A 24,241-nucleotide genomic window follows, 5' to 3' on the forward strand; every position below is an offset into this window, starting at 1 on the left:
TTATATTGAATGGGTATGTTGATTTCAGACGGCCTGTGAAGTAGCAGGCCGTCTGAAGTTTTATTTAATGATTGTACAACCAGTTTTCGAGTTTTTGGCGATCGGTAATGTGCAGCAGGGCAGTATTGGCTTCTGCTGCTTGAACTGTGATGCTGGTCTCGCGCAATAGGCCTTGGCGGAAGAAATGGATGGTGGTGCGCGTACCGATAGGCAGTTTGCTCCACTGCGCTGCAAGGTCGTTGCAGGCGTAGCCGCCCAAGGCGATGATTTTGTCTTGCGGGCAGAGTCCGGCATTTTCTGCGCTGCCGCCATTGAATACATGAGTCAGGATTGCATGGTCGCTGTTTTGTTTGAAACGTGCGCCCAAATCGTTGGCGGGTGCAACTGATTGGGGTTTGCTTGCAAATGCTCCTCCGTGTTGGCGGGGTAGGGGGATAAAGTCGAGTTTGACACCTACGCTTTGCAGGCATTCTGCGAGCGGAAGATCATCGGTGCTGTATAAGGCCGTCTGAAAGAAGGTTTCTAAATCTAAACCGGTTATTTCTTGGCAACGGGTTTGCCAGTGTTTTTCAGGTATGCCTTGATGGGTATTACACCAGTCGCGATAGTGTTGCTGCATCACGCTGTTTAGGGTGTATTTGCCTTGGCTTTTTTCACGGATGATAAGGTCGAGACAAAGTGCGGCCAGTGCGCCTTTTTGATAATAGCTGACGATGGCGTTGGGGCTGTTTTCGTCTTGTTTGTAGAACTTGTCCCATGCGCTGAAACTGGATTGGGCAAGTGTTTGTTTCAGACGGCCTTGTGTCTGCTGGACGCGTGTGATGCTTTGTGCAAGCAGGGTGAGGTAGGCTTCGGGACTGATGGTTTTGCTTCGGGCAAGAAAGAGGTCGTCGTAGTAGGAGGTAATGCCTTCAAATGCCCAAAGTTGCTCGGTGTAGTTTTCTTGGTCGAGGTTGTAAGGTGCGAATACGGCCGGTTTGATGGATTTGACGTTCCATGCGTGGAAGTACTCGTGGGAGAAAAGGCCGAGCAATTCGGTATAGGCTTTATCGGCCTCGCCCATATTATAAGATGGCAGACTGTGGCGGTCGGCGAGTAGGGCGGTGCTGCTGATGTGTTCCAGCCCGCCGTAGAGGTTGTCGCCCAGATGTAGTAAGAAAAGGTATTCGGTAAACGGAGCAGGGGTGGGGAACATCGCCAACTCGGTTTCGCAGATTTTTTGAATATCGGCGAGGAAGCGGGCACGGTCAAAATCGGGATAGATGCCGCTTAATGCAATACGGTGGGGAATGCCTTGTGCTTCAAATTCGAGAAATTCGATGATGCCTGTTTCAACCGGATGGTCGATAAGCTCGGCGTATGAGGCCGTCTGAAAAGTGGTTGCCGAGGTTTGGGGCAGTGTGGTGGCTATCTGCCATGTGTGCGGCAGGGTGGAAAATTTGATTTGATGTGGCCGGTGTTCTTGTCCGTGCACTTTTAAGAATAGGCACGCGCCGTCGAAAAAGCCGCGCTCAGTACTGAGGAATGAGCCGCGAACTGATAAGTCGAATGCGTAAACAGTGTAGTAAATTTCCCACGCTCCACTGAGGGCAGGGGTTTGCCAATGGTTTTTGCTGGTTTGTGTCAGCGGTTGGGCTTTGCCGTTGCAGCGCGCGCTGATGTGCGTGATGTGGCGGGCAAAGTCACGGATGAGATAGCTGCCGGGAACCCAGTTGGGTAAGCTGATTTCTGTTTCTGAATCATTGGTTTGAGTGAATGATAAGGTGATGTGCCATTCATGAGACAGAAAGTTGGGGGTAATTTTGTAATTAATCATAGCTATTGGTTAATTTGCTAAAGTTTATTAAGAAGAAGGGGTTTTAAGGGGTGGGCTTAATCTATATCAATAAAACTGTATGAAAAAGGGGGCTTGAAAAAATACCCTATCCGATTTAATGCGTATGTTTTAATAATTTATTGATTATAAAAGAAATGAATTTATGTCTTGCTAAATATTTTATGCAATATGGAATGTAATTTTGCTTGGCATGTTGTGGTGTCTATGTTAAATTTAGAAAAATTTGAGCCTTGGCCGTATTGCGCTTTTCGTAAATGCAGGGGTTGGGGTGAGATAAAAATTTTTTATACCCATAATTTATGGAGACTTCCATGGACACACAAACTTATAACTACAAAGTGGTGCGCCAGTTCGCCATCATGACTGTAGTTTGGGGTATTGTGGGCATGTTGGTCGGCGTTATCGTCGCTGCCCAGCTTTTTGCTCCGGCCCTCGATTTATCCAATATCGGACCTTGGTTCCACTTCGGCCGCCTGCGTCCTCTGCACACCAATGCGGTTATTTTTGCATTCGGCGGTTGCGGTTTGATCGGTACATCATACTACGTTGTTCAACGTACATGTAATACCCGTCTGTTTGGCGGTTGGCTGCCTGCATTTACCTTCTGGGGTTGGCAGGCCGTTATCGTGGCTGCGGCCATCAGTTTGCCTATGGGTTACACCCAAGGTAAAGAATACGCCGAGTTGGAATGGCCTATCGACATTTTGATTACGCTGGTGTGGGTTGCCTACGCCATCGTATTCTTCGGTACGATTGCCAAACGTAAAATCAAACATATTTACGTTGCCAACTGGTTCTACGGCGGCTTTATCTTGGCCGTTGCACTGTTGCACATCGTCAATAATATCAGCATCCCTGCCGGTTTGATGAAATCTTACCCGGTTTACGCAGGTGCGATTGATGCGATGGTTCAATGGTGGTACGGCCACAATGCGGTGGGCTTTTTCCTGACAGCCGGCTTCTTGGGTATGATGTACTATTTCGTCCCTAAACAAGCAGGCCGTCCGATTTACTCTTACCGCTTGTCCGTTGTCCACTTCTGGGCTTTGATTTTCACTTATATGTGGGCTGGTTCTCACCACTTGCACTACACTGCATTGCCTGACTGGACTCAATCTTTGGGTATGGTATTGTCTTTGATCCTGTTTGCGCCTTCTTGGGGCGGTATGATCAACGGTATCATGACTCTGTCCGGCGCATGGGACAAACTGCGTACCGACCCGATTTTGAAATTCTTGATCGTTTCTCTGTCTTTCTACGGTATGTCTACCTTCGAAGGCCCGATGATGTCTATCAAAACCGTTAACGCTCTGAGCCACTACACCGACTGGACTGTTGCACACGTTCACGCCGGCGCATTGGGCTGGGTGGGCTTTGTAACCATCGGTTCCGTTTACTATATGATTCCCCGCTTGTTCGGCAAAAATGAAATGTACAGCACCAAATTGGTTGAGGCGCATTTCTGGATCGCGACCATCGGCGTGGTTCTGTATATCGCTGCAATGTGGATTGCCGGCGTAATGCAAGGTCTTATGTGGGGTTCTTTGAATGACGACGGCACGCTGACTTATTCCTTCGTTGAATCCGTAAAACGTACCATGCCTTACTACATGATTCGTTTCACCGGCGGTCTTCTGTACCTGAGCGGTATGTGCATCATGGCATATAACGTTTACCGTACTGCTATCAGTGGTAAAGCCGTTGATGCTGAGATTCCTGCGGTTTCTCAAACTCAACACCACTAATGACAAGAAAGATAGGCTACCAAAATGAAATTACAACAATTAGCTGAAGAAAAAGTCGGTGTACTGATTGTATTCACCCTGCTTGTAGTCAGCGTCGGCCTTCTGATCGAGGCTGTTCCGCTGTTCTTCACCAAGGCAGTTACCGAACCTGCACCCGGCGTGAAACCATATAATGCCCTGCAAGTGGCCGGTCGCGATATTTATGTGCGCGAAGGCTGCTACAACTGCCACTCTCAAATGATTCGTCCATTCCGTGCAGAAACTGAACGTTACGGTCATTACTCCGTTGCCGGTGAGTCTGTTTATGACCATCCGTTCCAATGGGGTTCTAAACGTACCGGTCCGGATTTGGCTCGTGTTGGCGGCCGTTATTCCGATGAATGGCACCGCATCCACCTGCTGAACCCGCGCGACGTTGTGCCGGAGTCCAATATGCCTGCATTCCCATGGCTCGCACGCAATAAAGTCGATGCCGAGGCAACTGTGGCGCATATGAAAGCCCTGCGTAAAGTGGGTACACCTTACAGCGATGAAGAAATTGCCAAAGCACCTGAAATGCTGGCCAACAAATCAGAGCTGGACGCTGTTATCGCCTACCTGCAAGGCTTGGGCTTGGCATTGAAAAACGTAAGGTAACATCATGGACGCTAACTGGGCTCGCTCGCTCTTTACTGTTTGGGTATTTATCAGCTTTATTTTAGTCCTCTATATTGTGTTCAATAGACGCAATAAGAAAAACTATGACGATGCTGCCAGCAGTATTTTCGATAATGACGAACAAAGGCCGTCTGAAAAGGACGATCAAGCTCAGTCAGTCCGTGATCACGGAGCAAAATAATGAACACAACATCCCAATTTACCAGTAGTTTCTGGAGTATATATATTGCCGTTATCGTCGTGCTCAGCTTCATCGGCCTGGCTTGGCTTCTGCTTTCGCAAAACGTTGTGAAACGCCCTAAAAAAGGCGAAGAAGTAAAAACCACAGGTCATGAGTGGGACGGCATTTCGGAGTACAACAACCCTCTGCCACGTTGGTGGTTTTGGCTTTATGTCTGCACATGGCTGTTTGGCGTCGGCTACCTGATTATGTATCCGGGTATCGGCGATTACAAAGGCCTGTGGGGCTGGAGCAGCCATGGTCAATATGAAGAAGAAGTTGCCAAAGCCAATCAGCAATACGGTAAAGTGTATGCTAAATTTTCCAATATGCCGATTGAGAAAGTGGCTAAAGACCCTGAAGCCCGTGCTATTGCACAAAACCTTTTCAATACCTACTGTATCCAATGTCACGGCTCAGATGCCAAAGGCTCAAAAGGCTTCCCGAATTTGACCGACGACGATTGGTTGTGGGGCGGTGAACCTGAAAAGATTCAGGAAACCATCGAAAAAGGCCGTACTGCCTCTATGCCGGCCTGGGGTCCTGCTTTGGGTGAAGAAGGCGTGAAAAACGTAACACATTATGTGATGTCCCTTTCTAAACCTAAAGGCCAATACGATGAGGAACGCGCCGAACGCGGTAAAGTCCTGTTTAGCGGCCCACCTGCCAACTGTTTCACTTGTCACGGCGACAAAGGTCAAGGTATCCAAGGCCTCGGCCCGAATTTGACCGACGATGTATGGTTGTGGGGCGGTACTCAAAAAGCGATTACCGAAACCATTACCAACGGCCGCAGCAGCCAAATGCCTGCTTGGGGTCACTTCCTCGACAAAGACAAGCTGCACATCATGACCGCTTATGTTTGGGGTTTGTCCAACAAAGACGGTAAAAAAGCTCCTGCTAAAAAAGCCGAGCCTGCTCCGGCAGCTCAACCTGCCGATGCTTCTGCTCCGGCGGCTGCTTCGACTCCTGCTGCCGATAAAGCTGCTTCAGATGCCAAAGCTGCTCCGGCGGCTGCTGAAGCCAAACCTGCTGAAAAAGCAGAAGCAGCTCCGGTTAAGGTAGACGGCAAAGCTGTTTTTGAAGCCAACTGTAAAACATGTCATGGTGGTATGATTCCGGGCGCACCTGTTGTCGGTAAAAAAGACGACTGGGCTCCTCGAATTAAGCAAGGTAAAGATACTTTGCACAAACACGCGCTTGAAGGTTTTAATTCAATGCCTGCCAAAGGCGGCAACAGCAGCTTGAGTGACGATGAGGTTAAAGCGGCTGTAGACTTTATGGCAAATGAGTCCGGTGCAAAATTCTAATTTTGAGTTGGATTGAAAAAAGCGTACCTAACAAGGTACGCTTTTTTATATTTGATAAAACCAATAAGAAAAAACATATCAAAAAGAGGCAAAATATATAAGGCCGTCTGAAACATTCAGACGGCCTTTGTTCTTGGTTCAACCAAAATTAATCAATCCAAAGTGGATGTACTGCGTTTCAGGAACCATTCGCTGAAAGGCCACTCGACGCTGTCGAGTAAGTTTTTGGTAATTAACCCCAGTTCCGTATCGCCTTCAATTTGCAATTTACGGTTAAAAAATAAGGTGTCGGGATCTTCCTCGCGCATCATCATGCGCATGAAGTCTATACCGTTGGCAGCCAGTCTCAGATCGGGGGCGCCGCTGAAGTTGTCGTCCAGGAATTTTTCCGTATCGGCACTAAACCGCACTTTGATACCGGCATCCAAAACTTCGATTTCGAATTTTCTTCCGGCAAAAAGTTCCATATCGGCAGGCAGTAAACCTTTTTTCAGCATGGTATTCAATACGGAGACCAAAACAAAGCGTGGAGGTTTACCGGGAAGTTTGGTACCGATTTTTGCCATCCATTTGGGTAATATGATTTCAGGCAGCGCCATAATATGCCTCCTTCACGGTTTCAATACCGGGCTGGCCGCGCCAATAGCCGTCAACCAGTGTTCCGGTAGTCAGTCGTTCCAACTCGGGGCGGACATCTTCCCATGTAGCTTTTCCGTCCAATACATCGCGGTGAATTTGGATAATTTCAGCCATGCCGTGCATTTGTGGCGACAGTCTGAGCATATTCACGCCGATTTTATTCAAATCTTCATGGTGGGGCAGTAGGTTTTGGCAGCCGTAAGACATGGTTTGGATGCCGTTGATGGTGAGAAACGGCTGGCCTTCGCGCGTATTCATGGCCATACCGTGCTCGTGGTCGAGGCAGCGGAACTCGCAACTGTCTTTATTCAGATTGTAATGGCGGGCGGTAAAGCAACGTGATGAATAGGCGAGCGGCATTTTGCCCCAAGCAAAGAGTTCGGTTTCAATGCCGTCTGAAGCCTTGATGATTTCTGCAACCTTATCGCGGCTCAGCTCGGACGGTGCAATCCAGCGGAATGCCCCTAATTTTCGGAATACGTCCAAAGTGGTTTCGTTGTAGATATTCAGGCTTGCGCCGGCAACAAACGGGATGCCGTGTTCGCGTGCCAATTTGACCGCACCCATGTCGTTGGCTTCAACTTTAAACTTTCCCTGCTCCGTGATTTTACGCAGGCGTTTCAGATCGGATTCGCTTTCGAGCAGGACTTGTGAAGAAAGAATAATCTCCTTACCGCTTTCCGCCAGGTCTTCAGCCAGTCCGAACCAGTCGGCAAAGCGCATTTTCTGACGGCGTGAGCAGACTACTTCGCCCAAATAAACCGTATCCAACGGCGTATCCAGCATGGAAACGTAAAATTCCAGCAGGGCTTCTTTTTGCCAGAAAAACAAAATAGGGCCCAGCGACAATTTCAATGAATTCATTTTTTTTCCCTTATTTCCATGGGCGGTTGTATGCGCCCAAAGTTGTCTGATGACCTTCCGAAACTTTGCTCAAGGCATTGTTCCAGGACGGATTGACTTTGAAATGCGACGGGTCGGCTGCGGCTGCATCCAGTGCTTGGCGCAGGGATTTGGTTACCTGCGCCGTATACATCGGACTGCGTTGGCGTCCCTCGATTTTGATGGCGGACACACCGATTTTGATGAGTTCGGGCAACATTTCCAAAACATTCAGGCTGGTCGGTTCTTCCAAAGCATAGTAAGTTTCATCATTGACTTCAAAGCGGCCTTTGCACAAGGTTGGATAACCTGCCGGTTCATTGGGTTTGTATTGGTCTATCAATACCTGGTTTAGACGTACGTTCATGCGGTCGGGCAGTTGTTCCCAGCGGACGGATTTTGCCGGAGAGCAGACACCTTGCATATTGGGCGATTCGCCTGTTGCATAGCTCGACAAGATGCAACGGCCTTCCACCATCACACACAAACTGCCGAAGCCAAAGACTTCAATTTCCACATCAGTATTGTCAATCACATGTTTGACCTGATCGATGGTCAGTACGCGCGGCAAAACGGCACGACGGATGCTGAACAGCTCTTTCATCATATTGATGGCTTCGTAATTGGTGGCCGAACCTTGTACCGACATATGCAGGCGTAAATTCGGATGTTTGTCTGCCGCATACGCCATGATGGCGGGGTCGGCAACAATAATCGCATCGGCACCCAAATCCGCCGCCGTATCCACAGCGGCGTGCCAACGCTCCACTTGGCCCGCTTGTGCGAATGTATTGATGGCCATCAGTACATTGCGCCCGCGCGCATGGGCGTAAGCTACGCCTTCCCGCGCCGATTTCATATCGAAATTCAGTCCCGGAAAGTTTCGTGCATTGGTCGCATCTTTCAAACCCATGTAAACCGTGTCCGCACCGTTGTCCACAGCGGTTTTCAGTGCAGGCAGGTTGCCGGCGGGGCAGACCAATTCTGGAATTTTCTGCATTTTGTGTTCCTCGTCTTGATGATAACCTCTATCGGGTTAATCAATATTTTGTAGAATTCCGGATATTTTATGGATTAATGACACAAGATATGCTGATTTAAATCAAATTGAAAAATTCAGGTTGACGTAGGCATATTGTTTACAAAATCTTAACAGACGTTGTTTTTTATATATTTCATGTGCTTAAAAATTTTGATGACGGATTTTGTTTCAAAATCGGCTTATGTTTTTAACTATCGTATTTATTAATTTTTACAATAATAGCGATAGAAAAATGAAAAAAGGCCGTCTGAAAATCTGGTTTCAGACGGCCTTTTGCTTTAAAGGGATATATTTAAGAGAAACCCAAACGTTTATCGGGTCGGGTAAACACAAAAATAAACAGCGAGGTTAACGCGCCCAAAGTATCGGCAAGCATGTCTTTTTGCGCGTCCCAAATATCGCCTTGAGAACCCAAGAACTCCAGTCCGGCCTCTCCGCCGTCGATAACGGCATATTGCCATTCGATGATTTCATAGGCGGCAGCCACGCTCATGATGAAGAACAGGGAGAAAAACAAGGCCAGCGGCAGATTACACAGCTTGCGGCGCAGCAGCCATTCGGCCATCGGGTAGGCATAAAAGCCGATGATGTAGTGGGCAATACGGTCGTAATGATTGCGGTTTTCGCCCAAAATCGGTTCGACAAAGCGGTTGATGGATTCAAACGGTACATCGGCAAAAGTATAGTATGCGCCGATGGAATGCATAATCAGCCAGAAGCTCATGAATAAGTAGGCCAGGTTGCTGAAGCGGAAAATGCGGTAGGTGGCAACCAGAAGGAAGAATACGGAGGCTACGGGGATGATTTCGGCGTACCAGACTGCGCGGTCATGGGGATTGATACCTGACCAAACAATGAGGGCGAAGATAATCGTAGCAAGAAAAATGGGAAAGATTGGAGAGGGTTTATTCATATTGTGTGTATGTAATAACAAGGGTTGCGTATTGTATAACGAATCGGTGGATTGGCAGTTTCGGATATTAAAGGCCGTCTGAAAAATAGTTTTCAGACGGCCTGAAGTTTAGCCGTTCCAGAAATAACGGGTGATGTGGAAAAACACGGGTGCGGCAAAGCAAATCGAATCCACGCGGTCAAGCATGCCGCCGTGGCCGCGTATCATATTGCCCCAATCTTTGACACCGTAATCGCGTTTGATGGCAGACATAACCAGGCCGCCAAAGAAGCCCATCATGCAGACGATGAAGCCGATAACGGCCGCTTGGCCGTGGGAGAAAGGCGTAATCGGCGCCATCAACGCGGCAATGGCCGTGGCCGACAAAATACCGCCGACTGTACCGGAAATGGTTTTTGACGGCGAAAGCGAAGGCATGATTTTTGCACCGCCAATCAGTTTGCCCCAAACGTATTGCAATACATCCGATACTTGTACCACGCCAATCAGAAAAATCAGCAACAGGATATTGTTGCCGTTGTCGAAGCCGTCCAAGTCTAGAAACATCAGCGCCGGAACATGGGACAGGCAGAAGATGCAAATCATCGCCATCCATTGTGTTTTGGCGGCACGTTCCAAAAAGTGCGCGGTTTGGCCGCTGAGGCTGGCAATAATCGGCAGTATCAAAAAGCCGTAAACCGGAATAAAAATGCTGAACATGCCGTACCAGCCGTCATAGACGAAATAGTATTGCACTGGCAGCAGCAGGTAAAAGCAGACCACCATGCTGTAATAGTCGCTGCGGCGGCGATAGACGAGGGTCATGAATTCGCGCAGTGTGGCAAATGAAATCAGGAAAAACAGTACAACCGTTCCGATTTTGCCGAACCAAAACGCGCCCAGCAACACCAGCGTCATCAGCCACCATGCGTAAATGCGGGCGTTGAGGTTGGCGATGGTGGCATTATCTGCACCGTTTTTGCGCTTGAGCCATTGTCCGATGATGCTGGCGAAACACAATACGGCAAATACGCTGACAAAAATATAGCCGGCTTGCGGAGTCAGATGAGCGGCGGCTTGTTCGACAATGATTTGTTGGGAAGTCGTAGAAAGGCTCATGCTTGTCCTTCTTTGTTTTGATGAACTTCAGGTTTATTTTGGCGAAGCTCGCTGCGGTCGTTTTCAGACGGCCTGAGTGCCAGCAGCGCTTCACGGCTGCGTGTCAAAAAACTGTCTTTGTCTTCGTTTTCCTGCAAGGTAAGCGGCTGTCCGATATGGACTTCACACAAAAGCGGTATAGGCAGGATTTTGCCTTTGGGCAGTACGCGGCTGATGTTGTCTATCCAAATCGGAACAAATTCGGTATTGGGTTTGCTTTTTGCCAGATGATAAATGCCGGACTTGAACGGCAGCAGGAAGGTGTTGTCGTCAGTGTTACGCGTGCCTTCAGGGAAAATAATCAAGGAGTCGCCTGCGTTCAGCGCGTCTTTCATCTGTTCGGTAATCGCTTGCGGATTATCGCTATGGCGCGGAATCAGCAAGGCATTGAAAACGTTTTGAATGATGAAGCGTTTGAGTTTGCTCGTCAGCCAGTAATCCGAACCGGCGACAGGGCGCGTGGACAAACGCCAGCGGCGGGGCAGGGAAATCCACACCAACACAAAATCACCATGGCTGCCGTGATTGGCGTAATAAACTTTTTGGTGCTGATTGAATGTCAGCTCGCGCGGACTTTTAGGACGTACGCCCGTAAGAAAAGAGACCGACAGACACAAGGCTTGGTCGGTTAGCCAGGCAAGTTGTTTTTTGAGAAAGTTTTTCATTGTTTCTGCCTTTGGGAGTGAGATACCGCTAAGGATTCGATTTGAGTAAATCAGCAAAATAATCAAATGCTTTGGATAAGCAAAATTAAAAATTGTGCGGCGGTCAGGTATAAGCATTTGCGCCATAGGGAAAGTGCGCCGTTTATCCGTTGGGTCAAAGTACGGTTGCCTGAAATTTGACGCAAACCGTTTTGCTGTAAGGCGTGATCGAAGTCTTCAGGAGCGTAGTGGTTGTCGGCAAAGTCTTGGAACACGCGGCGGTCGAAGTGAATGCGGATATGGCAGTACAACAAAACCGCTGCTAAGACGAGTTGCACCGCAAACCAAGCACCACCATATTTTGCCGACAAGGCGAGCAGCAAGGCATTGCAGGCGGCAACATAATGTGCGGTAGAGAGTAGGTGGGCAGTAATACGGCTATCGGTTGCGTTGTCCATCATTATCCTTGTTTTAAACGGTTGGCCGCAGCTTCGACTGCCTGGGCGGTGGCCGGCGATAATACCATTTGCGGTCGAGCCTGTTTGAGTTCGGCCTTCGCTTGCGCCAAGTCTTTGCAGCCACCATAGGCTAGCAGCCACGTCAGCACCACTGCTGCACTTCTTCCATAACCCAAAGCGCAACATACCAATACTTTGCCGTGTTTTTGGCGCAAGGTTTCCAATATCGAGGCCGTCTGAACCAAATCGTTTTCAGACGGCGTTGCCATATCCAGTAAAGGCAGGGCGCAATATACTCCCTGATGGCTACGGCAGGGATATTCGGCGCATACATCCAATACCGCAGGCTGATGGTTTGAAATCCCTAAAACGCTGCCAATCCATACATCATGGCGGATTTGTGCTGTTTTCGCTTTACCGCGTAACCAATACGCCATGTTTAGCCGTACGCCCACCAGATAAGGCAACAGCAAAACCGTCACTGCTGCCGATAATTTACCGTTAGCCTGTTTTTGGAATACGTTTGCATTTCCAGTCAAATAGGCAAAAGCCACCATCAGCAAAGACACGCTCATCCATATCAACCACAGCCACGTGCCACCCAGCAGCGCAGGCAAAGCCATCAAACACGCACCAAGCAAATACAGCAGCGCAATCTTTCTTGAGCGTACATCACTTGAGCCCAGTTTTAACGGCGAAGTCATCTGATGCGGGAAAGCCCACAACACCAGCCAGCCGAGCAATGCTCCGGTTGGTACGTCGATAAAATGATGTTGATAAGTCGTCAGTACCGACAAGGCAATCAGGCTTTGCCATAAGAAAAGCGGCAGGCGGATTTTGGGAAAACGCGTCCAATAAAATGCACCCACGATAATCGCCAACGCGATATGTAAAGATGGCGCTTGGTTGTACGGCAAATCAAACGCAGCCAATGAATCAAACAGCCAGCCCGACAGCCCATCGGCAGGCGGTTTAGTCCATCCGAAACGCAGCGGAAACAGCACGAAGCAAAGAGTTGCAATCAGTTGGGCAGCTACAAGGTGCGCTACATATCGGTTTTGTTCATGTGTATCACGGCAAAGGAAAAATGCCGCGGCATACATCAGGTTTAGCGACCAATAAGGCACAATCGTCCATGCCCAAAACGGAATATTGCGCTCCCATGCAAAAGCAACTTCCGGCACATAGTCCAGCGATGCCGCGTAATGATTGGACAGGCCGTAGCTGGTGTAGAACAGGATACCGACTAAAATCAGCTTGATTAGGGAGGTTTTGAGGGCGGGTTTCATGGATAGGTACATGGTTTAATAAGGCCGTCTGAAAGTTAAAAATTTGTTCAGACGGCCTTTATTTTTATTTCTTCACTGCCAAGCTCACGGTGAAAATACCGTCTTCGTCTATCCATTGATGGATTTTTTCAAAACCGGCTTTTTCAACCAACTGATCCATTTCCTGCTGACTGCGGCGGCGCATTACCCAGTTTGGGCTGCCTGATTTGTGGCTGGTCAGGGCGCGGGCAATCATTTCCAGTTGCGGATGCCACGGCTGGCCGGTGTAGATCAGGTAGCCGCCGGTTTCAATGGCCTCGCCGAAGCCGTAGAGCGAGTTCAAAATCAAATCATTGTCGGCAAACAATTCATGTAGGCCGGAAACAATGCCCAGCGTTAGACGCGGCTGCAAATCGTGATAATTGGCGCGGTCGTAGGCATTGACTTCATTGAAGGTTACCGTGTTTTGCAAGCCGCGCTCGGCAATCAGCTTGCGACCGGCTTCGACATTAATCGGGCTGTAATCGCGCAAGCGTACGGAATCAGGCAATGTGTCGGCAGTCAGTGCGTCCAATACATAGCGGCCATGACCAGACGCGATATCCAAAACGTGTACAGGTTTGCCTGCTTCACGCAGTTTGGCTGAGGCCGTCTGAATGGCTTTGCCGATATTGACTTTGCGTTGGCGAATGCCACGCCAGCCGATGGCATTGAGATAGTATTTGTCCACCCATACACCGAAAGCGTTGCTGCCTTGCGGTTGATTGCGGTAGACGTAATCCAGCGTGCTGCCTGAATCAAAACCTGTTTCTTGACCGATTCTCAAGCCTTCACTCCAGCGCGCACCCAGTTTGAGCGAGGCACGATATATTGCCCAAAATGCACCGCGTGGCGAACAAATAGGCAAAGGCGTAGCCAGTTCGTCAGCTTCGCGGCGGCTGTCGCTGTGCAAATGGGCTTGGGTTAAATCAACTGGTTGCAAAGGTTGGTTGAAACGCTCGCGGATAAAACGGCGCATTTCTACAAACGCGATTTCACGGTCTTGCTCGCCTAAAGTATCGTGGTAAAAACCGGGCAGGATATGGCGTTCTTTAATATGGCTGCCCAAACGGTTGTAAAAATCGTGTTGCGGTTTGTGATGAACGACCCAATCGCTGCCTGAAATCAACAGTTGTACAGGCGTAGTAATCGCTTGTGCATCGGCGACTACACGTTCGGCCGCCTCATATAAACCCAGCAGAATGCGCACAGAAATGGCGCGGGCAATCAGCGGATCATTGTCGTAGCTTTTTTGACGTTCGACATTGTGGGTCAGATAGTGGGCTTTGACATAGCTGTTGACAAAGAAATTGCCACGCCATTTTTGCATAATTTTCAAACCAATACGGGCAAACGGAACATAGAGTTTGACTTTGAACGCAGGCGAAGCCAATACGGCGCAACGGATTTTCGGTGCGTAATCGTGCAACCAAGTAGAAACCAATACCGCACCGACACTTTGCGCAATCACGCAAATGTTTTCAGGTTTGATGCCGTATTCGCTTTGAATGTGTCGGATAAAATCATCTACATCAGCAACCGAAGTGCCAATACTCGGACTATCGCCACGTTCACCGGGGCTGTAACCATGACCGCGCGCATCCCAAGCAAAATAGGAAAAATCATCAAAACCCAACTCATCCGCCACAAACATCATCCGGCCGGAATGCTCATGCCCGCGATGAAACAGCACAATGGCTTTATCGGAAGAACCGTCGGCAGCAGGGCGATAGCGGTAGAAAAGCGAAGTCCCGTCTTGGGTAGAAAAGAATTTTTGCTGTTCGGACATGAGAAACTCCTAATAGTCATATTTTTTGAACAGTATCATGACATATCGAATAAATGCAATGATTATCCGATAGACGGACGAATGCAATGATGGAGAGAAATGGTAAAAGATGGTTTCAAATTTTACTTAGAACTGATGACAGTGATTGTTAAAAAGTTAGATAGAGGGTGTTTGGATAACCTTACAAACTACTGCCGATTTGTTGGCAAAAGGTGATTTCGCAAAATTTGTTCATGATTTGTCCGTTTGTTGGGTGAATATTCGCTGCAGGCTTTTCATTGTTTCTAACTCTCTGGATTTACACTTAAGCAATACGTTTGAAATTTGATGATTAAGGTTAAAGGCTGCCTGAACAGTTTTCAGACGGCCTTTACTGCGCTTAACCAAGCACTAATTAACTGCTAATTTTACTGTGTTTTAATACATCCATCGAAACCCGAATACACATTTGAAAAGGAAATCAAACATGAAAAAATTCTTATTGACCGCTATCGTTGCTTTGTCTGCCGCTACTGCCGGTGCCGGCGATTACATCGAACAAAAAATCTACAGCGACAAAAACTTCGAGCAAAACCGTGCTAAAGCCGTAAAAATGTTGGAACAACGCGGCTATCAAGTTCACGATGTTGAAGCCGATAGTCGTCGAGGCCAGCCTGTGTTGGATATCGAGGCTTTTAAAGACGGTCGTGAGTACGACATTGTTTTGTCTTATCCTGATTTGAAAATTATTAAAGAACGCATCGACTATTAATATTTTGATGCAAAGCGGGTTGTCGCAGGACTTTGGGGTTCTGCGGCAGTTTGCTATTTAGGTATTTAAAGAGTGTAAGCGGCATGTAAATTACCTAAAATAAATGAACTAAATATGTTTTTTATTTTCCATTTAATTCAAAGTGTTTGATGTTGGGAGTCATGATATGGATTTGAATGATTGGAAGGAAAATGGCCGGCCGAAGCAGATGGGCGACCAAGGCAAACCTTTAAACGACGGCGTATCTGCCGATTCCCAACAGGACGTTGATTTTTGGGATCGCAATCGAAACAATACTGTTGAAAACGAAGTTGAGGTTGCGGCTGAAACGGTAGAAATTCAGGAAACGGTAGAAGGTCAGGAAGCAGTTGAACATCCTGAGATGCCGTCTGAAAAAAGTGAAAAGAAAACCAAACGCAAAAAAGACAAGGCAAAAAAGAAAAAAAAATAAAGCCGAAGATTTGAATGCGCCTGATCTGTTGGGTACGAATAAGGGCGTGGAAACTATGTTCCGCAATGCCGTACGCTCGGAGATGGAATTGTTGGCACTGGCGGCAACCAAAGCGAATATTATGATTTCGCTGAATGGTTTTATCGTGTCTGCACTGATGATTTCGGGCGCGTTTATTTTTTCATCGTCGCCCGAATTTTTGATTCCGGCCAGTACGTTTATGATTACTGCCACCGCGTCTATCGTGTTTGCATTGCTTTCTGCTTCGCCGGAACGTATCGGCAAAATGCAGGCGGCGCGGACATGGTTTAAGGATTTTATCCGCGGCCGTTCTAAGCTGCGGGACTTGAAAACCCGACTCAGTAGTACCGAAACGCGCTTTTTTGGCGGCAGCCAACCCAATATTTTGATTTATGAAGACCGTGTGAAACTGCAAAAAGATCAATATTGGGAAATGATGCAGGAGATTATGGGCGACCGTAAACAAATCTATGAAAAGATGAGCGACCATCTTTATTGGCTTGGTTTGTTGGCGGACAAACAGTTCAAATACATCAATTTGTCTTACGCGGTATTCCGCTGGGGCTTGCTGGCTTCACTGGTGGCATTTATCGGCGTGAAAACATTGCCGTCATTGCTGATACCGTCGGCCAACAATGCGGCAGAGCTGCGTTCGATGGGGATCAATATGTTTAACGGTGTGTACGAGCCTTCCGCCGTACAACAGCTTCCGGACGGGAATTTGTTGATTGCGGAAGACGAACCCAACCATGCGTTCAGTATTGTCAGCATTGATAAAACGGGCAGGTTTGTGGAAGACGAGGCATTGGATACGCGCGTGATTACCGGTTTCAAACGCCGCCTGAGCGACTTGGAGGCTTTGGCGCGCGACGATGAAGGCTTTATCTACGCACTGACTTCACACTCGCGCACCCGTAAAGGTAACCGCTCGCCTGACCGCGAACACCTGATGCGCTTTAAAATCCAAGACGGTAATGTGTTGGGGCTGACCAGCTACGACAATCTGACGCAGGTCTTGGAAACCGACCACAAGCTGCATGATTTGATTCGCGAGCGAACCAAGGCTGAAGTTTCTTTTGAAGAAATCAATATTGAAGGCATGGCGTTTGATCCGGTGAAAAAACGTCTCGTTTTGGGATTCCGTGACCCTGAGTTCAACAACATGGCTTTGGTCGCATTTATCAGCAATCCGAAAGATGTATTTGAGCGCAATGCCAAACCTGAATTTGATGAAGTGGCGGTGATTGATATTGATGGCGGCGGTATCCGTTCCCTCAACTATGATCCTGTGTTGAAAACCTACGTGATCGCCAATGAAGTGAAGGATGAGAATGGACAGAAATTCTCACAACTGTGGACTTGGAGCGGTAATCCGACCGATGAACCGCAAAAAATCTCTCTGCCTAATCTGCAACACATCACCAACGTCGAAGCCGTCGATTCGATTACCGTTAACGGCAAGCCGCAGATGATTTTGATGGGTGATGAAGGTAATGCTTCGCAGAAAATTACTGCCAAGTATATGTTGGTAGATTACAGTCAACTGGGTAAACAGTAAGTTATCTTGGGCTGAATAAAAGGCCGTCTGAAACCGATAGTTTATGGTTTCAGACGGCCTTCTTGTTTTCAGTAAAACAGGTTGATGGGTTTAAATACTCTAATCAACGATGATTAACCCAAGAACGTGGATAAATTTCAGACGGCCTTCAAGCCATTGATGACACGTTTGTAGCAGGTGTAAACCAATGCCGCGCAGGCCAGCCACATAAGGATATAGAAAGTCGAATGGAAGCTGCCGGCGATTGCGTACCATACTGCCAATGCGCCGATAAAGAATGCACGGTCGCTTTTGCCGAATGGCCCGTCATAACGCCGGCCGTTGCCATGAACTTGCCCCAAAACGCCGCAAAACTCAGTCATTGTCGCCAGCCAAATAAACAGGGCAATTTGTATGCCGCCGAAGGGCGCGATAAAGGCAAAAGGCAGATACAAAGCAGCATCGGCAACAATATCGGTGATTTCATTCAAATAGCCGCCCAATGCCGATTGTTGGCCGAACTCCCGTGCCAGCATACCGTCCATCGCATTCAGTGCCATGCGGACGAACAACCAGATCGGCAAAAGCCAGAATAATGTGGATACACCTGCAAACAATGCTAAAAGCAAACCGATCAAAATGGAAACGGCGCAGGCAAACAGGGTAACCTGATTGGCAGTAATGCCTTTTTGATACAGTCTCTTAACAATGGGGCGCAACAGGTTTTGGAATTTTGGTTTCAGGGCGTAGATGCTCATGATTATGCTATATAAAAGAAAACGAAGTGCCGTGATTATAGACGAAATCCGTTATAATCCGTCAATCTTCAAATCTCGCGGTTCGCAAACCTCCCGCGTTAACAAAACTAGGAATTTACAATGGAAAAACAGCAAGCCCTCGTTATTTTTTCGGGCGGGCAGGATTCAACGACCTGCCTGATTCAGGCAATTCAAACCTATGGCCTTGAAAATGTGCAGGCCATCACTTTTCAATATGGACAACGCCACGCCATCGAATTGGAGCGCGCGCGTTGGATTGCCCAAGATTTGGGCGTGAAGCAGACCGTGCTCGATTTGAGTCTAATGCAACAGATTACGCATAACGCCTTGATGGATGATACGGCGGCGATTGAAACGGCTTCAGACGGCCTGCCCAATACATTTGTAGATGGGCGCAATGCTTTGTTTTTGCTTTATGCCGCCATTTACGCCAAAGGGCAGGGGATACGCCATATCATTACCGGCGTGTGCGAAACCGACTTTTCCGGTTATCCCGACTGTCGCGATGTGTTCGTCAAGTCGATGAATGTTACGCTGAATCTGGCTATGGATTACGCTTTTCAAATCCACACGCCCTTGATGTATTTAACCAAAGCGCAAACTTGGGCATTGGCGGATGAAATGGGTGTGTTGGATTATATTCGCGAGCATACGCATACTTGTTATAACGGCGTGGTCGGTGGTTGTCATGAATGTCCGAGCTGTATTTTGCGCGAACGCGGCTTGTCAGAATATTTGGAAAGCAAAAAGGTCGTCTGAATTAAGAGGGGGCATCTATTTCCAATATTCAGTAATACGAAAAGGCCGTCTGAACAATTCGTTTCAGACGGCCTTTGGCTATGTGTTTTGTTCTGCTTAGAACAGCAAATCTTCCGGTTCGCTGCTTGCCGGAGCCTCTTTCACAGGCGCAGAGGCCGGGGCAGTAGCCGGTTCGGAAGCGGCTTTAGGCTCCGAAGCAGGTGTCTCGGCAGGAGTGGTTGCCGGTTTGGCAGCTGGTTTTGCCGGTTTCACCGGAGTCGGACGAACGCTTTGTTTCGGTTCGGATGCTGCCTTATTTGTATCGTCGGTAGCATCAACTTCGATTTCAGTGCCTTGAGGCAATACCACATCTTTAGCAGGAGCCGGTTTCGGCATGACTTTGGGTTTGCTGTAAGCATCCGTGCCACTGGTCCATGCCAAAGATTTTAAAGGCGATTTGAGTTTCACGCCTTTGGCGCAGGTCAGACAGTTTGCCGCGCCGGTGCGTCCTTTCAGGATTGCATCCACACGCGCTGCAGGAATGGTTTTGCCGTGCGCTTTTGCCCAAGCGGCAATGCTTTTTTTCAGGGCAGCCGTATCAAGGTTTTTCTTGTCGTACGGGTCGCGATAGGCAGCCAGCCACAAGTTTTGGTTGGCATCTTCGTTCAGGCTTGCCATTTGGTAGATAACGGAGGCGGGAGCACCTGTTGCGATGGTTTTGGCAAATTCCAATGCGTCAGGCGATTTCATGCGCACGCAACCATGGCTGCGGACACCGGGCACGCTGGCAGGGGCATTGGTGCCGTGAATGCCCAGGCTCAATTTGGGGTCGCCAAGACGGACAAATACGGGACCCAGCGGATTATTCGGACCGGCCGGTACGCTTTTTACGCCGTCATTGCGTTCTTTTTGGATGGATTTGGGAATGTGCCAAACCGGGTTGTAGGCTTTGGCGCCGATTTTGTGTTCGCCCAGAGTGGTTTGAGTCATGGCTTTGCCGACGGCAACAGGATAAATTTTGCTCAGTTTGCCGTTGTCGTAGAGGAACAAACGCTGTTGCGTAATATTGATAACGACGTGTTGTCCGGAAGAGGCGGGAGAGACGTCTGGAATAAGTGTGTTTGCAGCAGCGGCCGAGGTCAGAAGAGCGGCTGTCAGGCCAAGGAATAATTTTTTCATGTCGTCTTTTTTTGTAGGGATTGAAATGAAAGTTTTTGGCGCATGATACCTGAAACTCTGTGTTTTTGTGAGAAAATATGCGCTTTCGGTATTGCAAAGACAGTCAGACGGCCGGTAAGCGGCTGTCTGACGGAAACGGTATGAGTGTGAAAGAACGGTATCAAGAGGCGGAAGTTTTTTCTTTGGATTATGAGGGCAGGGGTGTTGCCAGAGTCGATGGGAAGACTGTATTCATCGGCGGTGCGCTGCCCGGAGAGCGTGTAACGTTTGCTATTCATAAAGAGAAAAAGCAGTTTGCAGAAGCTCAGGTCGAAACGGTTTTAAAACCTTCTTCCGAACGCGTTGAGCCCGCTTGTTGCTATTTTGATACATGTGGTGGCTGTTCGCTCCAACATGTTTCCTTTGGCGCGCAAGTTGCATTAAAGCAACGGATTTTGGAAGAACAGTTGGAACGGATAGGTAAGGTCAAGCCGGAGATAATTTTGCCTCCTTTATATGGTTTCTCCTGGTATTATCGCGATAGGGCACGTTTAAGTGTTGCGGTGGATAAAAAAGGCCGTCTGAAACTCGGTTTTCAGGCTAAAAAAAGCCATGATGTCGTCAATATCCGCCATTGTTCTATTTTGCCTAAACATGTTTCTGATAAATTGCCTGATGTCCGAAATTTGCTGCAAAAGCTGCATGATGACGGTGTAAAAGTGAAATTTGTTGAGTTTTATTGTGGGAGAAATGTGACCGCACTCAACATTCGTTTCGTAAATCAACCGTTTGGACAAATATTAAGCGAATTGCGTAATTGGTTTGATAAGATATTGTCGGGTGCTGAAAAAGCATGGCAAATATGGCTGCAGGATCATGCCGAGTCCTTGCCGTTTTATCCCGAGAATGCGCCTGCTCTGAACTATAATTTTGCTCAATTTGACGTGGAAATGCCTTACAAACCGGGTGATTTTACGCAGATTAATGCGCAATTGAACGAAGTGATGGTGGCAAGGGCGGTCAGGCTTTTAAACCCTCAAAAAGGGGAGAGGATTGCCGATTTGTTTTGTGGTTTGGGCAATTTCAGTTTGCCGCTGGCGAAAAGTGGCGCATCGGTTGTCGGTATTGAAGGCGCTGATTATTTGGTCGATAGGGCAAGGGAAAATGCCCGCCTGAATCGTTGTGCCGAGAATATGACGTTTTCTGTTGCCGACTTGTTCGATACCGATGAAAAGACTGTCGAGTCATGGGGGAAATTTGACAAGATGCTGCTGGATCCACCGAGAAGCGGAGCTTATGCTGTTGTCAAATCGCTACATAAGCCGTTTTTGCCCCAAAAGATAGTATATGTTTCATGCAATCCATCAACATTTGCACGGGATGCCGGTGTCTTGGTGGATAAGGGCTATAAGTTTAAGGCGACAGGAATCATGAATATGTTTGCACAAACCTCGCATGTTGAATCCATCGGTGTGTTTGAGTTGTAAATTGGTATCAAGTCCTTTATGTGAGTAGGGTTTTTAATGTAAAAATGAGTGCATTCATGTTATCATCATTCATTTGGGGAATTCATAACGTTGAAGTTGCGCGTAAAGCAACAGATGTTAATAAATGCAGTTTGCAGCACAAGACCGGGAGGTGTTCTTGAACTATCAACTTTTAACTATTTTTTTGCTGGTGCTTTTTTTGCTGGTGTTGTTTTTTGTTCGTCATAAGCAAAGTAGCGAACAAAGAGGCAACTCAGGCAAACAAAGCGCACATGCATCAAAAGGCGGCCATAAATCTGCCGCTCATACAGCCTCCTCTGAGGATGGAAACGACTGGATTGAGAAAGTCAACCAGACAGTTTCCAATGCGGATAATCAAGATTGGGAATGGGGCGGAAGCGGCTCAAGCAATGCTACGGCTTCTGTTTCTGCACAAGAAGTCGATCCATTGACCGAATACCAGGTTTATAAACAATTCGGTTATGAGAGCAAGGCTGCAGAGTCTTTGGCCGGTTATCTCAATACTTTGGAAGACGGTGCACCGGAAAAACTGGTTCATGAATTAATCGGTTTGAATCTGCGCGTCGGCAATATCGATATGCTGGCAGATACGCTTGAGCGCCATAGTGCTTCCCTTTCTGAAGACAGCGTAGCCGAATACTTGAAAGCCGGTTTGGCTTTAGATTCAACCAATCTGCGCTTGCGCGTTTTTGCCGAGCATCATCTCGGTTGGAATATGCAGGAAGTGGATCGTCAAATTGGCGAACAAAGCGGTTTGGAAGTTGCTTCCGACGAGCATATTGCCTTTGAGAACGATTCGGCCGAACGCATTGTCGTGCCAGGTATGGGCAAACGCGCGCCTATCGTATTAGGCAAGAAAGACTTTGGCGAAATCAGCCCTGAAGAGATGGGCGCGGTGATTGGTTTTGCCAAGCCGGAGCGTAGTGCAAAAATCCTGAAAGACAAGATCAGCTACGAGACTGCTTTGCATCAATACAACAAAGCAATCCAAACTTCTGCGAAACCTGCTGGTCTCATTATCGATGCCTTGCGTCTGGATTATCAGAATGAAGAAGTAGGGCAGTTTGCCAAGCACCTGTGGAAGCTTTACCACTCTTTGGGCCAATATGGTCGTCAAGTAAAAGAACGTATGCTTGGTTGGGGTTATAGCCTTGGTTATCACGAAATTTTTGATGATTTGGAAAAAGGGCCGTCTGAACAGCAAATTAAAGAGATTGGTTTGAAGCGCGGTTATATTCAGCCAAGTTCTTTGCAGATGAAAGCCAAATATCGCGATTTGGTTCAAAAAGATTCTTCTGTCATCAGCGCAAGCTCTTCACCTGCCGATGAAGCTCTGAAAGAAGTGGAATCTCTGTTGGCCTACGGTCAGTTGGATTTGGCTATCAGCACTCTGGAACAAGCTGTTTTACAGTATCCTCAAGAATCGCAGCTGTACATCATCTTGTTTGATTTGTACGAACGCGTCGAAGACTGGGGACGTTTGGAGCAATTCCTGCGCTTGTTGCGCGAACGTGTTGTCAGCCTGCCTGAAGAGGTTGTCTTGGCAATGAGCCGTCTCTTGCAACGAATGAACCAATATTCAAAAAAATAAGATAATCGTAGAAAGTACGAGTAATGAATAATCATTTACCAAAAATTAAAACCATACGGGTTATGTTACAGGAGATGGGTGAGCAACAGCAGGCGGTATTCCGTATGGCATTTAAAATGCACAATACGACGAATTACATCATCGTTTCCCCTGATTCTGATGAAAAACCGGATTTGGTATTGGTTGATACCGATACTCCGGCAGGTGTAGAAGCTTGGAAAGAGTCGAAGAAAACTTATCCGGAAGTACCTGTGGCAATGTTTTCTTCTGAATTGCCAACCGTAACGACTCCTTATTTGGCCAAGCCGGTTAAATTCGATACCTTGTTTCCTGTTTTGCGCAGCCTGGCTCAGGGCGGGAATGTTTTTGAGCCGTCTGAACAACAAGCGGCTGAAGAGAATAAAGGACAATCAAATTCTGATGGCGAAAGAAAAGCCACCATTCGCCGATTTAATCCAAATAAAGGCTTGTTGGGTGCACTGAAATTTGCCAGTCAAGGACACCAAGATATTGCCGTCTTGCATGAAGGCAAGCCGATATTGATCGTGTTTCCCAGCATTCAACGTGTGCTGCTGACAGTCAGTGCCAATGAGTTGGAGAAATTGTGTAAAAACGATAACTTGGCAGTTGTGTGTAAGGCTGTTCCTGATAATCCGCAATGGAAAGAGAAAGCCAAAGTTACCATTATGTCATGCTTGTGGCAAATGGCCATTTGGACTGCATCAGGCCGTCTGATTTATCCGATGACGCCGCAAACTGTCTTTACGCTCAAGCGTTGGCCAAACTTAACCCGTTTGGCGCATGTTCCGGAATCTATGCGTCTGTCGGCATTTCTGACGAAAACATCCGTTAATCTGAATGTTCTTTATAAAGTCATGCCATTAGAGATGCCTGATATTTTGAATTATTTATCGGCAACATATATAACAGGCTTTTTGGCGACAGATACAGAGTTTGCAACAGATGCGAATAATACGCCTTCCTTGAATGAACAGATTGATGTGAATAGCAAAGACGTACCTGAAACAGCAATGAGCAAAGAGGCTCAAAAAGTTGCCGGTCCGTCTAAAGAACAACCTCGCGGCCTGTTGCAACGCCTGATGCGTAAGTTGCTGGGTAAATCGTAA

General features: G+C 47.7%; 21 protein-coding genes, 1 pseudogene and 1 riboswitch. Of the genes and pseudogenes, 10 read left to right on the forward strand and 12 right to left on the reverse strand.

Going from position 1 to position 24,241, the window contains the following annotated elements; translation table 11 throughout:
• Positions 1 to 64: 64 nt before the first annotated feature.
• The gene (locus ACTHUF_RS08925) at positions 65 to 1,816 is read right to left on the reverse strand and encodes a M61 family metallopeptidase (RefSeq protein WP_440407499.1); all 1,752 of its coding nucleotides are present in this window, start codon (positions 1,814 to 1,816) and stop codon (positions 65 to 67) included.
• A 332-nt stretch (positions 1,817 to 2,148) separates the two neighbouring features.
• Between ACTHUF_RS08925 and ccoN the strand changes: the two genes are divergently transcribed.
• The 4 genes from ccoN to ccoP are packed head-to-tail and all read left to right on the forward strand — an operon-like array spanning position 2,149 to position 5,769.
• On the forward strand, positions 2,149 to 3,582 hold the full coding sequence (ccoN, locus tag ACTHUF_RS08930) for a cytochrome-c oxidase, cbb3-type subunit I (RefSeq protein ID WP_003748780.1): 1,434 nt from the start codon (positions 2,149 to 2,151) through the stop codon (positions 3,580 to 3,582).
• 24 nt (positions 3,583 to 3,606) lie between these two features.
• The gene (gene ccoO, locus ACTHUF_RS08935) at positions 3,607 to 4,218 is read left to right on the forward strand and encodes a cytochrome-c oxidase, cbb3-type subunit II (protein ID WP_003748778.1); all 612 of its coding nucleotides are present in this window, start codon (positions 3,607 to 3,609) and stop codon (positions 4,216 to 4,218) included.
• A 4-nt stretch (positions 4,219 to 4,222) separates the two neighbouring features.
• Positions 4,223 to 4,420 (forward strand): cbb3-type cytochrome oxidase subunit 3, encoded by a 198-nt coding sequence (locus ACTHUF_RS08940; protein ID WP_003748776.1) that lies wholly within the window; start codon positions 4,223 to 4,225, stop codon positions 4,418 to 4,420.
• Positions 4,420 to 5,769, forward strand: a complete 1,350-nt coding sequence (gene ccoP, locus ACTHUF_RS08945) for a cytochrome-c oxidase, cbb3-type subunit III (RefSeq protein WP_315092969.1) — start codon at positions 4,420 to 4,422, stop codon at positions 5,767 to 5,769. The genes ACTHUF_RS08940 and ccoP overlap by 1 nt, the downstream gene beginning before the upstream one ends.
• Before the next feature lie 152 nt (positions 5,770 to 5,921).
• Here ccoP and ubiT read toward each other — a convergent pair whose 3' ends face one another.
• From ubiT to ACTHUF_RS08990, 9 genes are all read right to left on the reverse strand, one after another.
• Positions 5,922 to 6,368, reverse strand: a complete 447-nt coding sequence (gene ubiT, locus ACTHUF_RS08950; RefSeq protein WP_049323906.1) for a ubiquinone anaerobic biosynthesis accessory factor UbiT — start codon at positions 6,366 to 6,368, stop codon at positions 5,922 to 5,924.
• Positions 6,355 to 7,272 carry a U32 family peptidase gene (locus ACTHUF_RS08955; protein WP_070822660.1) on the reverse strand — a complete coding sequence of 306 codons (918 nt, stop codon included), beginning with the start codon at positions 7,270 to 7,272 and terminating at the stop codon, positions 6,355 to 6,357. Before ACTHUF_RS08955 ends, ubiT begins: the two co-directional genes overlap by 14 nt.
• 10 nt (positions 7,273 to 7,282) lie before the next feature.
• Positions 7,283 to 8,290 carry a ubiquinone anaerobic biosynthesis protein UbiU gene (gene ubiU, locus ACTHUF_RS08960; protein WP_440407500.1) on the reverse strand — a complete coding sequence of 336 codons (1,008 nt, stop codon included), beginning with the start codon at positions 8,288 to 8,290 and terminating at the stop codon, positions 7,283 to 7,285.
• 334 nt (positions 8,291 to 8,624) lie between these two features.
• Positions 8,625 to 9,245 (reverse strand): DUF2238 domain-containing protein, encoded by a 621-nt coding sequence (locus ACTHUF_RS08965; RefSeq protein ID WP_070646683.1) that lies wholly within the window; start codon positions 9,243 to 9,245, stop codon positions 8,625 to 8,627.
• A 108-nt stretch (positions 9,246 to 9,353) separates the two neighbouring features.
• Positions 9,354 to 10,343 (reverse strand): phosphatidate cytidylyltransferase, encoded by a 990-nt coding sequence (locus ACTHUF_RS08970; RefSeq protein WP_070850153.1) that lies wholly within the window; start codon positions 10,341 to 10,343, stop codon positions 9,354 to 9,356.
• Positions 10,340 to 11,047 carry a lysophospholipid acyltransferase family protein gene (locus tag ACTHUF_RS08975; RefSeq protein ID WP_440407501.1) on the reverse strand — a complete coding sequence of 236 codons (708 nt, stop codon included), beginning with the start codon at positions 11,045 to 11,047 and terminating at the stop codon, positions 10,340 to 10,342. Before ACTHUF_RS08975 ends, ACTHUF_RS08970 begins: the two co-directional genes overlap by 4 nt.
• A 62-nt stretch (positions 11,048 to 11,109) precedes the next feature.
• Entirely contained in the window at positions 11,110 to 11,484 is a 375-nt protein-coding gene (locus tag ACTHUF_RS08980) for a hypothetical protein (RefSeq protein WP_440407531.1), read from the reverse strand.
• Positions 11,485 to 11,486: 2 nt separating this feature from the next.
• Positions 11,487 to 12,773, reverse strand: coding sequence for a phosphatase PAP2/dual specificity phosphatase family protein (locus ACTHUF_RS08985; RefSeq protein WP_440407502.1), 1,287 nt, complete (start codon positions 12,771 to 12,773; stop codon positions 11,487 to 11,489).
• 64 nt (positions 12,774 to 12,837) lie between these two features.
• Entirely contained in the window at positions 12,838 to 14,580 is a 1,743-nt protein-coding gene (locus ACTHUF_RS08990) for a bifunctional alpha/beta hydrolase/class I SAM-dependent methyltransferase (protein WP_315092979.1), read from the reverse strand.
• A gap of 466 nt (positions 14,581 to 15,046) precedes the next feature.
• Between ACTHUF_RS08990 and ACTHUF_RS08995 the strand changes: the two genes are divergently transcribed.
• The gene (locus ACTHUF_RS08995; RefSeq protein WP_049323918.1) at positions 15,047 to 15,331 is read left to right on the forward strand and encodes a PepSY domain-containing protein; all 285 of its coding nucleotides are present in this window, start codon (positions 15,047 to 15,049) and stop codon (positions 15,329 to 15,331) included.
• 166 nt (positions 15,332 to 15,497) lie between these two features.
• Positions 15,498 to 17,361, forward strand: a pseudogene (locus ACTHUF_RS09000) (Pycsar system effector family protein).
• A gap of 137 nt (positions 17,362 to 17,498) precedes the next feature.
• Here ACTHUF_RS09000 and ACTHUF_RS09005 read toward each other — a convergent pair.
• Positions 17,499 to 18,098 carry a CDP-alcohol phosphatidyltransferase family protein gene (locus ACTHUF_RS09005; RefSeq protein ID WP_315092984.1) on the reverse strand — a complete coding sequence of 200 codons (600 nt, stop codon included), beginning with the start codon at positions 18,096 to 18,098 and terminating at the stop codon, positions 17,499 to 17,501.
• Between the two features lie 71 nt (positions 18,099 to 18,169).
• Positions 18,170 to 18,215: riboswitch (PreQ1 riboswitch) on the forward strand.
• A 3-nt stretch (positions 18,216 to 18,218) separates the two neighbouring features.
• Between ACTHUF_RS09005 and queC the strand changes: the two genes are divergently transcribed.
• Positions 18,219 to 18,878, forward strand: coding sequence for a 7-cyano-7-deazaguanine synthase QueC (gene queC, locus ACTHUF_RS09010; RefSeq protein WP_315092986.1), 660 nt, complete (start codon positions 18,219 to 18,221; stop codon positions 18,876 to 18,878).
• Between the two features lie 96 nt (positions 18,879 to 18,974).
• Here the strand turns inward: queC and ACTHUF_RS09015 are convergent, their stop codons facing one another.
• Entirely contained in the window at positions 18,975 to 20,036 is a 1,062-nt protein-coding gene (locus ACTHUF_RS09015) for a L,D-transpeptidase (RefSeq protein ID WP_070615891.1), read from the reverse strand.
• Between the two features lie 140 nt (positions 20,037 to 20,176).
• Between ACTHUF_RS09015 and rlmD the strand changes: the two genes are divergently transcribed.
• The 3 genes from rlmD (at position 20,177) to ACTHUF_RS09030 (ending at position 24,241) form a co-directional block, all read left to right on the forward strand.
• A complete protein-coding gene (rlmD, locus tag ACTHUF_RS09020; RefSeq protein WP_440407503.1) occupies positions 20,177 to 21,502 on the forward strand; it encodes a 23S rRNA (uracil(1939)-C(5))-methyltransferase RlmD in 1,326 nt (441 codons plus the stop codon).
• A gap of 124 nt (positions 21,503 to 21,626) precedes the next feature.
• A complete protein-coding gene (locus ACTHUF_RS09025; protein ID WP_070822019.1) occupies positions 21,627 to 23,114 on the forward strand; it encodes a 23S rRNA methyltransferase in 1,488 nt (495 codons plus the stop codon).
• A gap of 23 nt (positions 23,115 to 23,137) precedes the next feature.
• A complete protein-coding gene (locus ACTHUF_RS09030; RefSeq protein WP_440407504.1) occupies positions 23,138 to 24,241 on the forward strand; it encodes a response regulator in 1,104 nt (367 codons plus the stop codon).

Origin of the sequence: Neisseria sp. P0024.S006 (assembly GCF_051956595.1) — a bacterium.
GTDB lineage: Bacteria > Pseudomonadota > Gammaproteobacteria > Burkholderiales > Neisseriaceae > Neisseria.